Raw genomic sequence first — 18,795 nt, forward strand, 5'->3', positions numbered from 1 at the left:
GCATTGGCATTGGCGCTTGGAGGCATGGCTTCCGCGGCGGACCTTCTCGAAAGGACTGCAAAGGGCGAAGCCATTCGCATCGGCGCCGCCAACATCGCGCCCCACGTGGTGATGGATGGCCAAAAGCAGACCGGCGAAGCCCTTGAGGTGGCCCGAAAGGCGCTGTCCGAAATGGGCGTCACGAACGTCGAAGTCCTCACGATCGACTTTGGCGCGTTGATCCCGGCCCTCCAGGCCAATCGCATAGACATGATTGCCAGCGGCATGTCGATCACGCCGCCGCGGTGCAAGCAGGTGGCCTTCAGCGATCCATACTACGGAAAGGCCGAAGCGCTCATCGTGAAAAAGGGCAACCCCCTGGGCCTGAATACCTACGACGATATCGCGAAAAACCCGGCGGCGCGATTTGGCCATGTCCTCGGTGGCACGGAAGGCCCGCAGGCTGCCTCTGCAGGCATTCAGGAATCGCAGATCAGCACCTATCCGGACTCCGCAACGCTTGCCGACGCGCTGAAAGCAGACAGGATCGACGCCCTCGCTCTGCCGGACCTCCAGGTCAACTGGATTCTCAAAAAGGCCGGCTGGGAGGAATTCGAAACACCGGGGCCGTTTGTTCCCAAGCTCGACGGCAAGGATCAGGTGCTGTTCACCGCTTTTGGTTTCACCCTCGAAGATGCGCCTTTCCGTGACAAGTTCAACGAGGTGCTCGACCGCATGAAGAAGGACGGCACCGTCAGCTCGTTGGTGAAGGATTTCGCCATCACGCAGTTCGGCGTCGATCTGGCTGCCGATCAGACATTCCAGCAGGTCTGTGGCGATTGATCGAGCCTTGTCTCCGCGGAGCAAGTGACGGTGGCTGAACGTTTCCTCACCTATTTGCCGACGCTGCTCGCCGGTGTTCAGGTTACGGTCACCGTCACGGTCCTGGCTATCCTGCTGGCGGCCGCGCTCGCCGTGCCCGCCGGCCTGGGGCGCATGTCCGGCAATCGTCCCGTCCGGATGCTTGCGGGCGCCTTCATCGAGTTCTTTCGTGGGACATCGGCTCTTGTCCAGCTTTATTGGATCTTCTTCGCATTGCCGTTGGTAGGCATCAGCTTCAGCCCCGTGGTCGCTGGCGTCGTTGCGCTCGGTTGCAATGTAGGGGCCTACGGGGCGGAGGTGGTGCGCACCGGATTTCTGGCGGTGCCCCGGGGCCAGGCAGATGCGGCGATTTCCCTGAACCTGCCGCGATGGTCCCGGTTTGTGGACATCACGCTGCCGCAGGCCATTCCGATCATGATCCCGCCTTTCAACAACCTGTTCATCCAGTTGTTGAAGGGCACCTCCCTGGTGTCGCTCGTGACGCTGGCCGACATCACCTATCAGGCTAAGCTCGTACGGACGGAGACCGGAGACAGCGCGCTGGTGTTCGGGATCGCGCTGGCCATCTATTTTGGGCTGGCGCTGCTCATCACTGCCGGAATGCGCTTCCTGAACCGGATGTTCTACGTCCCCGGAATGGGCGCGGAAGGAAGCTCGAAGTGAGACAGGTCTGGGATTGGGGCTATGTGGCCGAGGTCTTGCCTCTCCTTTTGAGGGGACTTCTGGTGACATTCCAGCTGACCGTTCTCAGTTTGGTCATCGCCTTGACGCTCGGGTTGCTGCTCGCGGTTCTGCGGCTGTCTTCTCAAGCGTGGATTTCACTCCCGGCGAAGTGGTTTATCGAGTTCGTGCGCTCGACGCCGCTGCTCGTGCAACTGTACTTCCTTTATTATGTCGGGCCGAGCTTCGGATTGGTCATGAGCCCGTTCCTGACGGGCGTGATCGGGCTTGGCGTTCATTTCAGCACATTCACGGCCGAAGTCTATCGGGCTGGAATCCAGAACGTCCCTTCAGGGCAATGGGAAGCCGCCCGATCGCTGAACCTGTCAACCTATTGGACATGGCGTTCCATAGTGTTGCCCCAGGCTATCGCCTCGGTCATTCCGGCCCTGGGCAATTATTGCCTGTCCATGTTCAAGGAGACGCCCGTCCTGATCGGAATCTCGGTCGTGGAAATGCTCGGGGAGGCCCAGCGCGCCGCGTCACAGACCTACCAGTATCTCGAACCCCTGACATTGGCCGGGGCGCTGTTCTTCATCGTGAGCTATCCGCTATCGAAAGTGCTTCGCTGGCTCGAAACGGTGACGAAATCCCACTTTGGAGCCCGTCAATGACTTCTCCCAAAATAGAGCTTGAACGGGTCAGCAAGAGCTTCGGATCTCTGACGGTTCTCGATGAGCTCTCCCTGAGCGTCGCGGCCGGCGAGAAGCTCGCACTAATCGGCCCGAGCGGCTCCGGCAAGAGCACAGTGCTGCGAATCCTGATGACGCTGACGACCCCCGACGCCGGCAGCGTCCGCATCGACGGTGCGCCGGTATGGAATACGGACAGTCAGCTCCGCGTCTTGCCGACGCGCGAGGCGCAGCTGCGGGCCGCCCGCGCGAAGGTCGGCTTCGTCTTCCAGCAGTTCAACCTTTTTCCCCATATGTCCGCTTTGCGCAATGTCGCGCTGGCGCCCGTCCGCGCGCTTGGGATGAGCTGGGCTCAAGCGGAAGAACTGGGTCTGGAGCTGCTTGACCGCGTCGGCCTCAAGAGCAAGGCCGGGAACTTCCCGGGCCAGCTCTCCGGCGGCCAGCAGCAACGCGTCGCCATTGCGCGCTCGCTGGCGATGAACCCTGAAATCATGCTTTTTGACGAGGTTACGTCGGCGCTCGACCCGGAACTCGTCGGCGAGGTCTTGGCCATCATGCAGGAACTGGCCGAGCAGGGAACGATGACGATGGTCATCGTGACGCACGAAATGGGCTTCGCACGAAAGGTCGCGCAGCGCGTGGCCTTCTTCGACAAGGGCAAGGTCCGGGAAATCGGGCCGCCCGAACAGATATTCTCGGAACCGCGGGAAGACCGGACAAAGGCGTTCCTCAAGTCCGTACTGCATCCCTCATAAACTCCGTCGTTCCAGCAGCGCGATCGCCGGAGATTCGCCACCTGACGCTGAAACCACCCCCTTGCGAAGCCGGACGGCATGGCAGCACGCATGAAGGCCATATCCCGTTCCAGCGTGTCCAGAAGCACCAGCAGCGCCTTGACAGCAGCCCTCGCGTCACCGTCGCATGCGGCGATGGCCTCATCGGCCGCTGCGTCCCAATCCGGCAATGCGTTGCCTTCCGGCGCCAACGCTGGCTCGGCCATAGGTTCAGTCTCCATTTATGGCTGAGCATGCCATCGCCGGGCTGCACGGGCAAGGGATTTGTTCCTATTTCGTTCTCGCGGATCAGGCGACCAAGGCTCTGACGCACTGTCAGTATGGATTTCGCCTGGCATCGATGGAACCCGCCGCAAGCCCTGCGATTATACCGGCGCACCGCAATCACCCGCTAAAGGACATCTGACATGGCGAAGGACACGCAGAAGAAGTCGGGCGCCGGCCCGGCGGTTGCCGCTCACAGCAAGGACAGCAAGCCGACTAGCGCGAAGTCGGGACAGCCCGCCAAGGCGACCGAAAAGAAGGGCAAGAAATAGCGCCAGACGTCCGCACAAGCGCGTTGAGCGCATGACGCGGTCCGGCCGCCGAACGTAGCAGCGACGCTGTGCGGCCATTGTCGCGCAGCTCCCTGTTTGGATCGTTGCTTTCGGCCAGAATAACGCTGGTTCAACGCAGGCATTACCATCGTGGGCGCAAATTGGCGCGTCATGTCCGGCCCGCCGAAGCTCCCAAACGTCCGTCTTGGCCCGGAGCGGACCAGATATCACCGTCGACGCGGTTTCACGCCGTCCGAAGTTCTTATCTTTGTCTCGGTCTCATTGACTGGACGCGTCAGTCCGTATGGCTTTTTCGGTTCGTCGCCGTTGTCGCCAGTGTCGATGGGGTCTGACCGGTTATCGGCTGAACCCTCCTTGAATAGCCTGCCTCCAGTCTCTCGCTTATTGATGCCGGGCATCGCCGTTCTCCTGTCCGTCGCTGGACAACAGCGATGAATGCGGTTCGTTCCGTTAAGGAAGAACATGGGCAAATACGCGACACTGGCGTCAGCGGTTCTGATCTAGGTAAGCTGAGAGTCAGCTAGAACCGGGGAGGGAGCCCATGAGTTGGCTGGAGAATATCGGCCGATCGGTGGGGCAACTCCATGCCGGCGCGTGGATCGTCGGGTTGTCGGTCGCGGTGGCCGTGATGTTGATCGGCATCTTGCGCCTCTGCCGCAAAAGCCCGTGCGGCTATTCGGAAACGGAACTGCGTTTTCGCAACGTGTTTGCGATCATGAGCGAGGATCAGAGGCGGTCATTGATAGACCACTACACGAAGAAGCACGGATGTAACCGAGAGGCCGCCATGCGGCATGCGCTAGATGATCGTGATCGGGAAGCCCGGAGCTGGCGATAGGCCTGAAACGAAAACCCCGGCCGGAACCGGGGCAAGTAAAATCTGGTAATATCCGCAGTGCGAAGACTGCGGCAAAGCGCTCTAGCATCCCGCCTCGCGTCATTTTCAAGGTTTACGTGTCTGGGCAAATGTAGGAGAATCATCCTATGGCAGAGACTTCCATCGAATGGACTGACGCGACGTGGAACCCGGTGGCGGGCTGTACGATTCTGACTGCCGGCTGCACAAACTGCTACGCGATGCGCATGGCGGCGCGGCTCGAAGCTATGGGCATGGAGAAATATCGTGGTCTCACGCGCAAGAGTGGCGGCCGTGCGAAGTGGACCGGCAAGATCCACCTTGATCGGAACTCTCTATCGATCCCGGCAGCCTGGTCGAAGCCGCGCCGGGTTTTTGTGAACTCGATGTCGGACCTGTTTCATTCCGACGTGCCGCCGAACTTTATCGCGGACGTGTGGAAAGTCATGGCCGAGACGCCGCGCCACACCTATCAGATTTTGACGAAACGACCCGACCGCATGGTCGAGATCGTTCCGGGCTTGCCGAAACTGCCGAATGTCTGGCTGGGCACGAGCGTCGAGGACGGACGCGTTCTGCATCGCATTGACGAACTGAGACGGGTGCCGGCCGCAATCCGGTTCATCTCGTTCGAGCCTTTGATTGGTTCTGTTGCCGGCGCCAACCTCAAGGACATCCATTGGGCGATCGTCGGAGGTGAGAGTGGGCCGAAGTCACGCCACATGGAGCCGGCATGGGTCGATGAGATCGAGCGCATGTGTCGCGCAGCTGGAACGGCGTTCTTTTTCAAGCAGTGGGGCGGCCGGAATAAGAAGGCGACCGGCAGACTGCTCAACGGCCGGACTTACGACGAAATGCCTGCGGCGATCTAGAAAAGCTCGCCTTGGTTGCTGTCGGTGGCCGCCTTCCAGAATGCGAGCGCAAGTTCATGCCGAGCGGCAAGCGTCAGCCAATACAGGTGCTGGCCGCGACTCCCGGTAATTAATTGCATATCGGTGGAAGCTGCCATTCCCAGTTTCACCACGTTGTTCTTCCACAAATCGAAAACAGCACGGCGGATTGCAGTGAACGGCTGGTTGAGATCGACGGCTGTTCGCCAGCCGGGAACGAACTTGTCGAAAGCGGATTCCTGCGCCTGAACGTTCAGCCACGTATTCCGCTGAAGATCCATCTTGCTGATGTGTACCAGCATGTCGATGCGCTTACGCTTAGACAGCGTTTCGATCACTGAGAAGTTGAACGCTCCAAGGTTGTAGGGGTCGATGAAGGCGAAGTGCAGCCCATAAGGGTCTAGTTTGGCTCTTATCAGTGTGGCTGTATCGACGGCTTCGCCGTGGAATGCTTCAACGGGAGCACCAAGCCGTCGAAGCCTTTCGGTTGCGTATTCGAGGCGCTTGGAGTTGGCATCCGCGATGAAGACGGAACTGAATGGTGCCTTCGTCCGGACGCTTTCATTCCACGCTGCAACGCAACTCCCTTCGATGAACTCTCCTGTTCGACGAACCTTTGCCCGGCCCGGCCCGCAGAAAAGATCGATGTATGTTGCGCCGGCCTTTCCGTGTCCGACCCATTTAGCCCTGACGCCGCGCGAAATTGAGATGTATTTGCATAGCGAGGCAATTTTGTCCTTGGACCATGCCCCAACTTCTTCGACCGGCAACCCGTCGTCGCCATCTACAAGCTCTCCCATCCCCTCGCTCCCCAGCTTGGTAAAGCCGCCCCCGCGGCTGCAATCACTACCCGCACTCCACCGTATCATTCGGCGTCACGACGCACCTGTCACGCTCACTGGCGCACCCGACGAGCAATAGCGCCACTGCAAGCGCAGCCCACTTCATGCGCCGCCCTTCGCCTTACTCCCCATCTGCCCTCAACTGCACTTCTATAATCGCCCGCGCCGCCTGGTAGACAGGCCGCATGTCTTCCCCGCCGCCGGCTTGGCGCAACTCCAGCAGGTACAGCGCCTACTCGTAGACCTCCCGGACTTCATCGTCGGTGAGGATACCTTTGCCGGCAAGCGCGCCGATCAGCGACGCCAGCACGGAAGCCGAGACAAGGTCAGACGCGGCAACGGCGTCTACGCGTGGATCACGTTCCATTCCAAGCCGCAGCCTTCAATTTCGCGCCACACTGTCAGCACAATTCGGCGAAAAGCAAGCACCCGCAGCGAGCCGGTCAGAACAGCCCCAGGTGCCAGAAAATCGCGAACGACGTGGCCCCGCACACCAGCGCCATCACGAGATCCCGTGTCTTCGCCCGTGGCTCGCGCCGCGCGGCCGGCATGATATTCGGCAGGTGATTGAGCCACAGGCCGGACTCGTATTCCTCGTCACCCGGTAGTTCCGGCCCAGGGTCAATGCCGCGCAATTGCTTCTGCCGCCGAATGAACGCCGCGCCGGCGGCGTTTTCGGACATTGCAGCCGCATATTTTGCCCGCAGATCGGAGCCATCGATCGCGGCGCGGCGCTCAAGCTCTGAGATCGGTTCGATGCTGCTCCGCGGCGGCAACACGGACACCTTCTCCACCGGCGCCGGCGCACCATCGTCGCCGAACACACTGACGAGCGCTTCACCGGTGGCGAGGTTCGGCAATTCGGTGCGCGCGTCGACAACATCGGGATTCCGCCGGAGGGTATCGGCGGCCGCGCGCACTTTCCGCTCAGACTTCTGCGTATGCGCCCGCATGCCGTGCAAGACGCGGGTTCCGAGCTGTTCGAGCACGACATCTGGCACGTCTGCGGGTGATTGCGTGACGAAATAGACTCCCACGCCCTTGGATCGTACAAGGCGCACAAGCCTTTCGATCTGCTGTAGCAGTGGCTTCGGCGCGTCATTGAAAAGCAAGTTGGCCTGCTGCCGGTTTTTCGGACACGAGGTTAAGCTAACATAGCTTTCTCCTCGAACTCGACAGGACTCAGGTAGCCCAGTGTCGAGTGCCTCCGTCGGGGGTTGTAGAAGCGCTCGATGTAATCGAACACATCTGCCCTTGCGTCGTCCCTTTTCCTGTAGACCTTGCGGGCTGTCCGCTCGGTTTTCAGCGACGAGAAGAAGCTCTCCATCGCGGCATTGTCCCAGACGTTGCCCGACCGGCTCATCGAACAGGTGATGCCATGGTCGGCCATCAGGCGCTGGAACTGCTCGCTTGTATATTGCGATCCCTGGTCCGAGTGATGGAGCAGGCTGTCGGGTTTGCCTCGGCGCCAGATCGCCATGATGAGGGCGTCGGTCACGAGCTGGGCCGTCATCTCTGCCTTCATCGCCCAACCCACGACACGGCGGGAGAACAGGTCGACGACGGCGGCAACGTAGAGCCATCCCTCGGCGGTCCAGATGTAGGTGAAGTCGGCGATCCACTTCTGGTTCGGCGCCGATGCCTCGAATGCGCGGTCAAGCAGGTTGTCCGACACGGAGGCTCGCTCGCCCGTATCCTTCGGCAATCCACGGCGTCGGGGCCGAGCACGCAGCCCGTTCTCCCGCATGAGCCTTTCGACACGATGAAGGCCGCAGGAGAAGCCTTCGGCCAGCACGTCATGCCAGACACGACGGGCGCCATAGGTTCGGTCGCTGCTCTTGAAGCTGCGGTCGATCCGGGGAATGAGCACCTCGTCGCGCCGCGACCGGGCGCTGGGGCTGCGGTTGAGCCAGGCATGGAAGCCCGAGCGGGAGACGTCCAGCGCACTGCACAGCCATGCCACCGGCCAGATCGAACGGTGCTTCGCGATGAAGGCGAATCTCATATCGCTTCCCTCGCGAAGTAGGCTGCGGCCTTTTTTAGGATGTCGCGTTCCGCCTTCAGCTTCGCCACTTCCTTGCGCAGCCGGTCGATCTCCTGCTGCTCTGGCTTCATCTGACCATGGCCGGGAAACGCATGCTGTCGATCGGCAGCGAACTCCCTGACCCACTTGCGCAGCACGTTCTCGTGGAGATCCAGATCACGGGCAGCCTGCGCAACAGCAACGCCTCGATCCTTCACCAACCTCACCGCCTCAAGTTTGAACTCGCGGCTGAACTTCCTTCTCTGCATTCCCACTCTCCAGTTCCGTCAAACACCTTATCTCGGTGTCCACGAAACCGGCAGCAGGCCAAGTGCGCCTCGTCAAAGAAGAAGACAATCTTGGGCTTATCGAGATCGCCCGCCTCAGGCAGTCGGCGGAACAACTCTGTAAGAAGCCAAAGCAGGAAGACTGCATAAGTCTTCGGCGATTCCATCAACCGATCGGCATCCAGCAGATTGACCACGCCGCGACCATCGGGCGCGGTTCGCATGAAGTCGAGAATGTCGAACGGCGGTTCACCAAACAGCCGATCGCCGCCTTGTGCTTCGAGCGCGAGGATGCCGCGCTGGATCGCGGAAATTGAGCTCGCGGTGACGTTGCCGTAGCGGCGGCAAACGTCCTCGCGATCCTCAAGCATGTCGTTTAGCCGGTGAAATACCGACCGCGTGCGCAGCCGATTAAATCGGCGTAGTCGTGGAATTCGAAATGGTCGCGATGCCGACGGATGTAGTCGATGCGGTCGCGGTCGGAAAAGCAGTTGGTCCAGACCTCTTGCGCATCCTCGGTTTCGATTTCGCTGAAGTGGTCGTCACTGATGACCGGGTAGTCCTGCAGGTCGTGCTGGATGTCGTCGGCAACGGCCAATGCCTTTTCGTCGGACTCATGGATCGCGATCCATTCGATCCAGCCAACCGCCCAATGTGACTCACGGATGACCAGGACGGTTTCGCTTTCCCCGCCCAACGCGCGCAGCATGCAGGCGAAGTTTGACCGTTCTAATGCGTCGCTGTCGCGAGACTGACCAACGCCGGAGCTGAAGTAGTCCGGCCATTCGGCGCCGAAATAGCAGTTGGGGCGAGTCCAGCGCTTTAGGTAAGAGGGTGTGAAAGTCATGGCACAGATCCTGCGGCAGAGTCCGGCCGTGGCGCTCAACGGCGCGCATGCAGCCAGGACGTGAGTTGAAATTCGCGGTGAGAGTTACGCCGATCGGAAGCTATCTAAGCTCGAGCCAGGCGCGTTTGGACGCGCGGATGGCACGGCGGTTGTCGCGGCGGATGCGCTCGCGAATGATTGCGGATTCGTGGCGGGGAATGGTATGGGCTTTGGTAGCCATGATCGAACTCCTGTAAGTTCGGTTTCGGTGAGGCCCGGTTTGAAGTTGGCGCTTCTTCCGGGCCGACTCTTTTATAGCCCATGTTGCGTTTCCGTGCAACATCTTTCTTGGCGTAAGCTGTTGATTTTGTTGATTTTGTCGAGAATCCGCCACTCAACAAATCCAACAACGGGTAACGTAGGCGCTCGCGCTTGACGGCTTGCAAGCTGCAGCGAGCGCAGGCGCATGGCACCAAGTCGTGCACGCGGCATGTTTGGCGCGCCAGCTCGCTTTTTAGCTGGGTGACGGCTCACACGCCGCGGCGAATGCCGACGCTGCGGCGAGCAAGCCGCGAGCTTGCGGGTTACACACGCCGAGCTTGACGACCGAGGAATAAAAGCCTATGTCTGTGAGAGCTGCAGCGGACACCTTATGCGCAGCAACTGCAGGCCGGCTCTTTGCCCGCCACCTCGAGCGCCAGGCGCTCGCCTTCCGGAAAGCTGATTAGGGACCGTATAACGCCGGGAGGGGCCGCGGAGCGCCCGCCCACGATGTATCTCGCAAGTTTTATTTTTTGAGAGGGGTTCCTCCCCACGCGCGTGTTATTCTCAAGGAGATCAACGTCAGGATGACAATCTAGCATCGCGGAGGGGTCCGAAACTCGCGCGTCCAGCGCTGCAATTGGGTTCCGGTACTCTCGGCCGACGGCGTTCTGGAAAAATTATCGAGGAAGATCGCGCCGCACCGCATTGTGATGCTCGCCAGCGGTCAGCGGCATGCCGGGGCCTGCTCTCCTGAAATAAACAACCACTTCTGCGTCGGCCAAGAAATTGGGCACGAGCGAATGGCGACAATGGGGTGGAGCCGGCGCCCGGAGGCGCCGGCCAATTTCAGAATCAGCCTTCAGGCGGAAGGATGACCTGGTCAATGACGTGAATGACGCCGTTGCTTGCGGCTACGTCGGTTGCGGTGACGTTGGCCTGGTTGACCTTCACGGCGTCGCCCTCGACCACCACGTCGATCATCTTGCCGTTCACAGTCTTGGCCTCGTCGAGACCGACGACATCGGCGGCCAGGATCTTTCCGGGCACGACGTGGTAGGTGAGAATATCAACGAGCTGCTGCTTGTTTTCGGGTTTGAGCAACGTTTCGACGGTTCCGGCCGGCAGCTTGGCAAAGGCTGCGTCGGTCGGCGCGAAAACGGTGAATGGCCCTTCTCCCTTCAGCGTGGATACAAGGTCTGCCGCCTCCAGCGCGGCGGCCAATGTGGTGAACTCGCCGGCGCCGACTGCAGTGTCGACAATGTCCTTGCCATTCGCCCATGCCGGAAAGGCGGCGGCGATTGTTATCATGGCGGCAGCCAGTGCGTGTTTGACCTTCATTTCGATCTCCATCAGTTGAAAAATCCGTCGTTTTGGGCGGATGCATTTTCATATGAAGCAAACCGATTTTCTTACGAATAACATTTTCGTTACATGAAAGACTTATGTCTTGACAGGAAAATACCGCACTCCGTATTGTCCTCCGGTGAAAACCGGATGCAAAACGTGCTGTCAGAGACGCTGACGACGGAGCTGGAGCGATACCGTATAGGGCCGCGCATAAGAGCGTTGCGGCTGAAGAAGAAGCTCGGGCTGGTCCAACTGGGCGAACATACAGGGCTGTCGTCGGCCATGCTGTCCAAGATCGAGCGCGGGCAATTGTTTCCGACATTGCCGACCCTGGTCCGGATTGCGCTGGTCTTCGGAGTCGACCTGGATCACTTCTTCAGCAACGAAGGCTCCAGAATCGCAGTGACGCGCAATAGCGAGCGCGTACGCCTGCCAATACCGGCGGACGCCTCTCCCTGTGCATATGTGTTCGAGAGCCTGAACTATGCGTTGGCGGATCGCCGCATCGAAGCCTTCATGGCGGTGTTTCCGACAGATGGACCGGCGTCGCAGCCGCACCAGCATGGAACGGAGGAGTTCCTATACGTGATCGAAGGCACATTGGCCGTAACGGTGGACGAGGGCGAGGTAATCCTCGAAAAAGGCGATGCCATTTCTTTCGATTCGAGCCTCCTGCACAGTTATAGGCGCGAGGGTTTGGGCCCGTGCACTGCGCTCGTAGCAACGATTGTCTGAAAGTCCGAACTGTAGGCACTCAGCCGGCTATTCGGTGCACGCCGCCGTTTTCTGCCGCATTGCGCGGACGATGCGCGAGCAACGCGACCGTTTCTGGCGCAGGAACGTGGGAAGGGGCGTGGGACGGGTGAAGCATCGGCGAATAGCGGCGGCAGGAATGCTTGCGGGGTTGTTCAGCCTTCTACCCTTGCCACAGGAGGCGTTCGCCGATGAATGGTCTTTCCAGCAGCAAGGCGGCGCCTTCGGAGATCCTGTCTCGTTGGCGCTCGTTATGTCGGACGACATGCAGTACGCATTCATGCTTCGCTGCCAAGGCCGATCAGAACCTATGTATGTTATGCTCGGCGTGCCGGAAGTTTATCGAACTCCAATCACGAACGCCGAACTGCTGATCAGAGTGGACGACGGCGAAGCGTTTGCGCGGCATGCCATTGTCGACGGCGCACCTATCCAGATGCGGTTTACCGCGCCCCTCGCGTCGCTGCTTTTCGTGGAACTCGCAAACGTGCAACGACGAATCGCAGTGGCGGTTCGCATCGGTAGCCAGATTGTCCACGAACGGGATTACCCCGTGGCGAACTTCGCGGAGACATACAGTCGCCTGAAAGAAGCATGTTGGTTCTGATCCCATTGCGGTTCGCGGATCAGTCTGCACGGAGGAGAGTGCCCACCGCGCCGACAGCCATCAGGCTGCTGTCGACGTTGCCCGCGGCAGGGAGCGCATCAGCCAAGCCTTCTCCTATGCCGGAGGGGCAAATCATCATCTCCTCAAATTCACCCCCTCCAACTCAAAAATCGCGTAAGGCCCGCGGGCGAGCGACCCCAAGGGAGCGCCCGCAGGGCCCTAGGGGGTAAGGGGGAGAGAGGGGGCAGGTAGTTGGAAGGGTTAGAGGGGTAGTTGGAAGGTGTTTTGGGGGTGGTTGGAAGCCAGTTGGAAGCCAGTTGGAAGGCTGTTTTTTGGGTTGGAAGGCGGTTGGAAGGTCATTTTGACCACCGAGAACGCTCATGGCCCTGCCCGAACGATCTTGCTCCGCGGCTTGGACGGGGACCCCACCTCGACCGATTTTATTGAACCCTTGGCAAACAGCCGGCCCATCGCGGCTTCGAGGGCCGCTTTCGGGACGCCCTGACAGCGCGGATCTTTGGCAAACACAGCCGGCGCGTAAGTCACCGCCCTCTTCACGCTGGGCGCCCGTCCCTCGGCCGTGTGGGCGTCGAGCAATTGCAGAAATAATTCCTCGATTTTCTGCTCCATGACCGTCGACGCACCGGGCGACTGGTCGTCCTCCACGAACACACCCTCCCGCCAGCGCACGCGGATCTTGAACCCTCGCCGGGAGTAGTTGGCCTTCATGCCCTCGATAACACGAATGTCTTCGTCTGGCGTATCGCTGGCATCGTCACGGGTGACGTAAAGCCGGCTCCGAACCGAGTTGTTCCACGCGGTCGACCCGGAGGTTCCACTGCCGCTGTTCATCCCCGACAGCGACGGGTGCGCTGCAATTATGATAGTAGTGCGGTGGTCGATCGCGAGCCCCCGCAACATGCCGACGAACTGTCGAACCTGCGCCCTATCAATTTCGTCGCCGCCATAGATATCGGCTAGCGTGTCAAGGATGACCAGGGCCGGACGCCATTCCCGAATCCAAGCCGCCAGTTCACGAAATAGCGGGGTGGGTTTCAACGTTCGAGTCGCCCTATCCGGCACCGCCAAGAGCGCGTCCTTGCCGGCCAAGGGTAGGACAGTGAGACCCGCCATGTCGCTGACCTCACAACCCTCGTGCCGGCCGATGGCCTCAAGGCGGCGCCACGTCTCGTCGAATTCGTCTTCTGCGGTGAAGAGGAGACAGCGACCCTGCCGCGGGTCCAGGCCGAACCACGGCGTTCCCCTGACCGTGGAGGCCGCCAACTGTGCAAGTATAAGAGATTTGCCCACCGCCCCATCGCCGTAGACAGATGTGACGTTGAAGGCCGGCATCACTCCGGGCAAATGCCATTCTCGCGGCGGAGCGGATTGGCCCCCCAGTGTCGTGACGTCCACCATTGAGCGAAGCGCGGCTTGAGCTGCCGTTGCCGCCAAGGGTCCATTGTCGTTCGCAGGCGCATCATCCCCATCCGACGGCCGCTTGTCGTCTATACCGTCTACAACCTCAAAATAACCGCTCATGTCTTCGCCGGGGTCGGTCCATCCGCAAGCGTAAGCCTCGCTGAAGATCGTGCCGGCGCCGATGCTGTGGATACCGGTTATGCCTTCCCATTCTGCAAGCGTACGTTCCGGGTCGTATTTCGGATGTTTCGAGGACCACTCGTCTATAATTGCAAACCCTTCGGCCTTTTGCTCTCCCACGGCGTTCCAAAGCGCCAACATAAACTTCTCCTTCCAGCTACTCCAATCCCGATCTTCGTTCGGAATAACTTCGAACGCGCTTCTCAGGCGGCGTAGGTCTGCCGTCTTCTTTGGGTTGCCTTTGTGCTCGGCGGTAGAGGGGGCGGACGCCTTCGACACACACTTCCAGGTCGCCGGCACGATCGATTCAAAATGCGCGATCAGCGCCCACCCCATCTCCGGCGTTAGTGTCGGAAGGTTGGCCTGCTGCCGGTTTTTCGGACACGAGGTTAAGCTAACATAGCTTTCTCCTCGAACTCGACAGGACTCAGGTAGCCCAGTGTCGAGTGCCTCCGTCGGGGGTTGTAGAAGCGCTCGATGTAATCGAACACATCTGCCCTTGCGTCGTCCCTTTTCCTGTAGACCTTGCGGGCTGTCCGCTCGGTTTTCAGCGACGAGAAGAAGCTCTCCATCGCGGCATTGTCCCAGACGTTGCCCGACCGGCTCATCGAACAGGTGATGCCATGGTCGGCCATCAGGCGCTGGAACTGCTCGCTTGTATATTGCGATCCCTGGTCCGAGTGATGGAGCAGGCTGTCGGGTTTGCCTCGGCGCCAGATCGCCATGATGAGGGCGTCGGTCACGAGCTGGGCCGTCATCTCTGCCTTCATCGCCCAACCCACGACACGGCGGGAGAACAGGTCGACGACGGCGGCAACGTAGAGCCATCCCTCGGCGGTCCAGATGTAGGTGAAGTCGGCGATCCACTTCTGGTTCGGCGCCGATGCCTCGAATGCGCGGTCAAGCAGGTTGTCCGACACGGAGGCTCGCTCGCCCGTATCCTTCGGCAATCCACGGCGTCGGGGCCGAGCACGCAGCCCGTTCTCCCGCATGAGCCTTTCGACACGATGAAGGCCGCAGGAGAAGCCTTCGGCCAGCACGTCATGCCAGACACGACGGGCGCCATAGGTTCGGTCGCTGCTCTTGAAGCTGCGGTCGATCCGGGGAATGAGCACCTCGTCGCGCCGCGACCGGGCGCTGGGGCTGCGGTTGAGCCAGGCATGGAAGCCCGAGCGGGAGACGTCCAGCGCACTGCACAGCCATGCCACCGGCCAGATCGAACGGTGCTTCGCGATGAAGGCGAATCTCATATCGCTTCCCTCGCGAAGTAGGCTGCGGCCTTTTTTAGGATGTCGCGTTCCGCCTTCAGCTTCGCCACTTCCTTGCGCAGCCGGTCGATCTCCTGCTGCTCTGGCTTCATCTGACCATGGCCGGGAAACGCATGCTGTCGATCGGCAGCGAACTCCCTGACCCACTTGCGCAGCACGTTCTCGTGGAGATCCAGATCACGGGCAGCCTGCGCAACAGCAACGCCTCGATCCTTCACCAACCTCACCGCCTCAAGTTTGAACTCGCGGCTGAACTTCCTTCTCTGCATTCCCACTCTCCAGTTCCGTCAAACACCTTATCTCGGTGTCCACGAAACCGGCAGCAGGCCAGGTCGGCCGCGGAAACATTGAGTGGGTCGCCGCCTTCCCACGCGTAGGGTTTGTTCGTATCCGGGTGGATTGCGAAGGCGACGAACTGATTCCCTTTTCCCAGGATCTCGATCTGATGCGTGTTTCCGTCCGGCGACTCGTATTTCGCCGAGCTAATTTTGGGAAAGGGAGCGTCGCAGCGGTAGGGGAGCAATACACGCGGCGGCCGACCTGTGCGGCGGCAGGTGACGCCGAGTGCCGCGTCGCACCAGTCAAGCAGGTCGCCGAGAACCGACTCGTCGGAGATGTCGAGATCGATGCCGGGAGTAAGGTCACAACGAATCCCGACCCCGTGCCCGCCGCGGCCGGTTGACTTCCAGTCCTCGACCGTGTGCTCGTCTATCTCAATCTTAGTCCAATTGATCAGATCGGGCCGTTTGGTGCCCGGCTTAATGGGCACCACCGAATAGCCGTTCCTGACGAGCGCCGCCGCTGCAGTGGCGATAGTGTGCGTCGAAGGCCGCGCCTTGCGGATGCTGACGACATTGTCTGTCATAGCCCGCCCTCCGAAACCTGCCTGACTCCCGTCGCATCGTAGTATTCGACGAGGGCTTCGCGCGGGCGGTACTTCCACGCTTCCTCAAGCCAGAAGCGTAGCCTGGTCGATCAGGCGCAAAAAGCGATCGAACAGGGCCTGCCTGCCGGCATCCCGTCTGATGCTATCGCCCAGCTCGCCGCACAGCATGAGGCGAATCTGCTTCGATCGGATGAAAGGCTGAGGCGCAAGGGCGCTGGCCTGGATCTCGCTGCCGGAAAGATGCGGCCTGATGGTCAAGGCATGTCTCAGGACGATATCGGCCTTTATCGTGAGGCCATATCTTACTTGGACAAGCTTTCGCGCGACCAGGCAGCCACCATGCGAGGTGGCGAAGCTTTGCAGTTGAGCGTCGACAAGGCCCTTGCCGACCAAGGGATAGTCCTGTCTCCGGACGATCCCGCGTGGCGGGATTTGGAGCTTGCGTTCATCCGAGCCCAACAGTGCGCCTTGAAGGGTATTAGCGCGCGGCTTGCCGGCGAGGACATCGCAACCCCAGAACTGCCGGTCGCTGGCAGACGGCACACGCTGTCGGAAGCCATGAAGCGATGGGCGGAAGGTGGCGGTCCAAGTGCCCGGCGACCTCGCGAGATTTCTATCGCCGAAGCGCAGAGGGCCGTTCAGCGCTTCATCGAGATGTTCGGCGACTTGGATGTGAGCACGATCACGAAGGCGCACGCACGCCAATATCGCGATGCCATCGCCAAGGTGCCGAAGCGCCTGCCGCACAAGCTGGCAAAGCTTCCGCTTCCAGAACTGCTCAAGCGGGACCTCTCTGCATACGAGCCTCGCAACGCTCAAACCGTGAACAAGAACCTCAATCTGATTTCCGGCATCTTCACGAGTGCGGAAAAGGACGGCCGTTTTGAGCATCTGCCTCAGTGGTCCAATCCGTTCCGGGTAGGATTCGACATCTCGACGATGGATCGGGAGTCCTACGAACCCTTCACGGTCGAGGAACTGAACCGGCTTTTTGCCTCTCCTGTGTACGCAGAAGGCAAACGGCCTGCTGGCGGGCGTGGGGAGGCGGCGCTGCTGGCGCTTTACACCGGCGCGCGGCGCACCGAAATCGCTCAGCCGAAAGTTGGCGACGTGCGTCAGGGTGACGGCATCTGGTTCATCGACTTCAATGACGCTGGCGAGGGCCAAAATCTGAAAGAACCTGTCATCGGCGCGTTTTGTGCCGATCCACGGGCAACTGCTAGGCTTGGGATTCCTCCACTATGTCGGTGAGCGTGCGGGGCGCGTTGGCGAAGGCGATGCATTATGGCCCTATTTCGAGCCGCCGGTCATGTCCAAGGCCAAAGCCTGGACGAAGTGGTTTGGGAGGTATCTCGGCCTTCACGTCGTCGATCGCCAATCCAAGACCTTCCACTCGTTTCGGCACACCTTTAAGCGTGCTTGCCGTGAAGCCGGGATCAGCGAAGAGATCCACCATGCATTCACCGGTCATGTCGGCGGCGGCGTTGGGCGCAGCTACGGCCGCGTCCGCCGCTCGGACGGGATCATGGATCGCGGCGTATCGCTGGAGCGGCTGAAAGCTGAACTGGATCGATTGAGCTATCCTAATCTCAAGCTCCCGCAGCCGAACCCACGCCGGATGTCATGACGATATCTTGACTATCGGTCGTCTGCCCGCTTGCCTCAATCAACGTGCCAGGCAGCTTGAAGCTTGCAGAAGGGATACTCGTGGCAAAAGCGCTCATTCGCCATATGGATGCTTTGCGCAAGATCCAATAGCCGGAACGGGAGCCGACACCAGACGATCGGGATTCGAGAAATGGCGGTAAGCCCATTCAGCTTCCGACCTTATTGCGGTCGTTCGGAGCTAACTCACGGCTTTCCGAAAGCTGCCATCCGGCGTAACGGAACCCGCGACACGGAAAATCGAGTGAAACACAGATGCGAAATACCTTGGTCGTGGTGCCATTCGCCGTCATCAGCATCGCGAGCTTGTGGGCTTCGGCGCGCACCACCGAGGGTTATCGTGATCCGATCTTCGACTGGGACATCAGTTGGCCCGCTATCGCCAATGCGCTCACCAAGATGCCGCATATCAGCTCGATGTTCATGATCTTCCTGCTTGGTGCGCTGGCGGTCGGGCTCGGCCGGCTCTGGCTGGCAGCGCTGTTGACGTTGGTGGTGGGCATCGGATGGGAAGTGGTGCAGATGCCCACGATTGGCAACAATCCGCGGCTCGCCGATCTTGCTCCCGACCTGGTTGGCATAGGTATTGGCTGGGTGATCGTGGCGTTTGGAGCGATGCTCTGGCGGCGCTTCCGACCGGCCGGCTAGGCAACGCGTGCGTCCGGCGCGTGGTCCATGACGAGATTGGGCTCGATGCCATGCTCAAGGTAGAACTTCATCGCGGCGAGGAGGTTCGTGAAGCCTTCAGTGGAGTTTATCGCTTCCTCGACCCCACCGGAGAACCCCCAGTTCCTGACCGTGACGAAGGTCTGGCCATCGCGTTTGGGCTCGAACTTCCACTCGACGAGACTCGGGTTCTCAGGTCCGTCCCACTCGATCAGGATCCGCTTGTTCCGCTCGATTTCCTTCACGTCGGCGATCGTGTGGATGCCGTACATCTCCCAATCCCATCGGACTTTCTGACCAACCTCCAATGGCGCGGCGCCCTTGGAGAACCAAAAACGAGACGTGATTGCAGGATCGATCAACGATTGGAAAACCTCCGCCACGGGCTTGCGAATCATCATTTGTGCCTTAGCGACCGGGCTCTCGGATTTGTGGGGCATGCAAATGCT

The 18,795-nt window shown here is 60.3% G+C and carries 21 protein-coding genes and 1 pseudogene; 11 read left to right on the forward strand and 11 right to left on the reverse strand.

Annotated features, from left to right (window positions below; translation table 11 throughout):
• Window positions 1–24 precede the first annotated feature (24 nt).
• From ehuB to M9955_11670, 6 genes are all read left to right on the forward strand, one after another.
• A complete protein-coding gene (ehuB, locus tag M9955_11645) occupies window positions 25–822 on the forward strand; it encodes an ectoine/hydroxyectoine ABC transporter substrate-binding protein EhuB (protein ID MCO5082297.1) in 798 nt (265 codons plus the stop codon).
• Between the two features lie 30 nt (window positions 823–852).
• Window positions 853–1,524, forward strand: coding sequence for an ectoine/hydroxyectoine ABC transporter permease subunit EhuC (gene ehuC, locus M9955_11650; GenBank protein ID MCO5082298.1), 672 nt, complete (start codon window positions 853–855; stop codon window positions 1,522–1,524).
• Entirely contained in the window at window positions 1,521–2,195 is a 675-nt protein-coding gene (ehuD, locus tag M9955_11655; protein ID MCO5082299.1) for an ectoine/hydroxyectoine ABC transporter permease subunit EhuD, read from the forward strand. The genes ehuC and ehuD overlap by 4 nt, the downstream gene beginning before the upstream one ends.
• Window positions 2,192–2,968 carry an ectoine/hydroxyectoine ABC transporter ATP-binding protein EhuA gene (gene ehuA, locus M9955_11660; GenBank protein ID MCO5082300.1) on the forward strand — a complete coding sequence of 259 codons (777 nt, stop codon included), beginning with the start codon at window positions 2,192–2,194 and terminating at the stop codon, window positions 2,966–2,968. Before ehuD ends, ehuA begins: the two co-directional genes overlap by 4 nt.
• A 1,137-nt stretch (window positions 2,969–4,105) precedes the next feature.
• Window positions 4,106–4,402 (forward strand): hypothetical protein, encoded by a 297-nt coding sequence (locus M9955_11665; protein ID MCO5082301.1) that lies wholly within the window; start codon window positions 4,106–4,108, stop codon window positions 4,400–4,402.
• A gap of 146 nt (window positions 4,403–4,548) precedes the next feature.
• Window positions 4,549–5,292: a DUF5131 family protein gene (locus tag M9955_11670; GenBank protein MCO5082302.1), complete on the forward strand. Its 744-nt coding sequence runs from the start codon at window positions 4,549–4,551 to the stop codon at window positions 5,290–5,292.
• Here M9955_11670 and M9955_11675 read toward each other — a convergent pair.
• The 6 genes and pseudogenes from M9955_11675 to M9955_11700 all read right to left on the reverse strand — a co-directional run bounded on the left by M9955_11675 (window position 5,289) and on the right by M9955_11700 (window position 10,890).
• On the reverse strand, window positions 5,289–6,110 hold the full coding sequence (locus M9955_11675; GenBank protein ID MCO5082303.1) for a three-Cys-motif partner protein TcmP: 822 nt from the start codon (window positions 6,108–6,110) through the stop codon (window positions 5,289–5,291). The two genes, M9955_11670 and M9955_11675, sit on opposite strands and share 4 nt — an antisense overlap.
• A 485-nt stretch (window positions 6,111–6,595) precedes the next feature.
• Window positions 6,596–7,264, reverse strand: a complete 669-nt coding sequence (locus M9955_11680) for a DUF853 domain-containing protein (GenBank protein ID MCO5082304.1) — start codon at window positions 7,262–7,264, stop codon at window positions 6,596–6,598.
• Window positions 7,265–7,296: 32 nt separating this feature from the next.
• Window positions 7,297–8,444, reverse strand: a protein-coding gene (locus M9955_11685) for an IS3 family transposase (protein MCO5082305.1) whose coding sequence is annotated in 2 segments (ribosomal slippage) — window positions 7,297–8,195 and window positions 8,195–8,444 — 1,149 coding nt in all. Because the reading frame shifts where the segments join, the coding sequence is not laid out codon by codon here.
• A gap of 59 nt (window positions 8,445–8,503) precedes the next feature.
• Window positions 8,504–8,803 (reverse strand): annotated as a pseudogene (locus tag M9955_11690) (DUF853 domain-containing protein).
• 35 nt (window positions 8,804–8,838) lie between these two features.
• Window positions 8,839–9,309: a hypothetical protein gene (locus M9955_11695; GenBank protein MCO5082306.1), complete on the reverse strand. Its 471-nt coding sequence runs from the start codon at window positions 9,307–9,309 to the stop codon at window positions 8,839–8,841.
• Window positions 9,310–10,404: 1,095 nt separating this feature from the next.
• Entirely contained in the window at window positions 10,405–10,890 is a 486-nt protein-coding gene (locus tag M9955_11700; GenBank protein MCO5082307.1) for a fasciclin domain-containing protein, read from the reverse strand.
• A gap of 156 nt (window positions 10,891–11,046) precedes the next feature.
• Between M9955_11700 and M9955_11705 the strand changes: the two genes are divergently transcribed.
• Both M9955_11705 and M9955_11710 read left to right on the forward strand, forming a co-directional pair.
• A complete protein-coding gene (locus tag M9955_11705) occupies window positions 11,047–11,634 on the forward strand; it encodes an XRE family transcriptional regulator (protein MCO5082308.1) in 588 nt (195 codons plus the stop codon).
• Between the two features lie 157 nt (window positions 11,635–11,791).
• Window positions 11,792–12,259, forward strand: a complete 468-nt coding sequence (locus M9955_11710; GenBank protein MCO5082309.1) for a hypothetical protein — start codon at window positions 11,792–11,794, stop codon at window positions 12,257–12,259.
• Window positions 12,260–12,637: 378 nt separating this feature from the next.
• On the opposite strand, the gene M9955_11715 is transcribed toward M9955_11710, so the two are convergent.
• From M9955_11715 to M9955_11730, 4 genes are all read right to left on the reverse strand, one after another.
• Entirely contained in the window at window positions 12,638–14,197 is a 1,560-nt protein-coding gene (locus M9955_11715) for an AAA family ATPase (GenBank protein ID MCO5082310.1), read from the reverse strand.
• Window positions 14,198–14,250: 53 nt separating this feature from the next.
• Window positions 14,251–15,398 (reverse strand): IS3 family transposase gene (locus M9955_11720; GenBank protein ID MCO5082311.1). Its coding sequence is split into 2 segments (ribosomal slippage): window positions 14,251–15,149 and window positions 15,149–15,398, totalling 1,149 coding nucleotides; the frame shifts between segments, so codons are not numbered across the junction.
• On the reverse strand, window positions 15,353–15,994 hold the full coding sequence (locus M9955_11725) for a bifunctional DNA primase/polymerase (protein MCO5082312.1): 642 nt from the start codon (window positions 15,992–15,994) through the stop codon (window positions 15,353–15,355). Before M9955_11725 ends, M9955_11720 begins: the two co-directional genes overlap by 46 nt.
• Before the next feature lie 84 nt (window positions 15,995–16,078).
• Window positions 16,079–16,408 carry a hypothetical protein gene (locus M9955_11730; GenBank protein ID MCO5082313.1) on the reverse strand — a complete coding sequence of 110 codons (330 nt, stop codon included), beginning with the start codon at window positions 16,406–16,408 and terminating at the stop codon, window positions 16,079–16,081.
• Between M9955_11730 and M9955_11735 the strand changes: the two genes are divergently transcribed.
• From M9955_11735 to M9955_11745, 3 genes are all read left to right on the forward strand, one after another.
• Entirely contained in the window at window positions 16,379–17,266 is an 888-nt protein-coding gene (locus tag M9955_11735; protein ID MCO5082314.1) for a hypothetical protein, read from the forward strand. The two genes, M9955_11730 and M9955_11735, sit on opposite strands and share 30 nt — an antisense overlap.
• A 58-nt stretch (window positions 17,267–17,324) precedes the next feature.
• Complete coding sequence (locus M9955_11740) at window positions 17,325–17,642, forward strand: hypothetical protein (protein ID MCO5082315.1); 318 nt, start codon at window positions 17,325–17,327, stop codon at window positions 17,640–17,642.
• Window positions 17,643–17,935: 293 nt separating this feature from the next.
• On the forward strand, window positions 17,936–18,328 hold the full coding sequence (locus M9955_11745; protein ID MCO5082316.1) for a hypothetical protein: 393 nt from the start codon (window positions 17,936–17,938) through the stop codon (window positions 18,326–18,328).
• Here the strand turns inward: M9955_11745 and M9955_11750 are convergent.
• Window positions 18,325–18,786: an SRPBCC family protein gene (locus M9955_11750; GenBank protein MCO5082317.1), complete on the reverse strand. Its 462-nt coding sequence runs from the start codon at window positions 18,784–18,786 to the stop codon at window positions 18,325–18,327. The two genes, M9955_11745 and M9955_11750, sit on opposite strands and share 4 nt — an antisense overlap.
• Window positions 18,787–18,795: the final 9 nt, after the last annotated feature.

The sequence above is a fragment of the Rhizobiaceae bacterium genome (assembly GCA_023953845.1).
Taxonomy (GTDB): Bacteria; Pseudomonadota; Alphaproteobacteria; order Rhizobiales; family Rhizobiaceae; genus Arvimicrobium.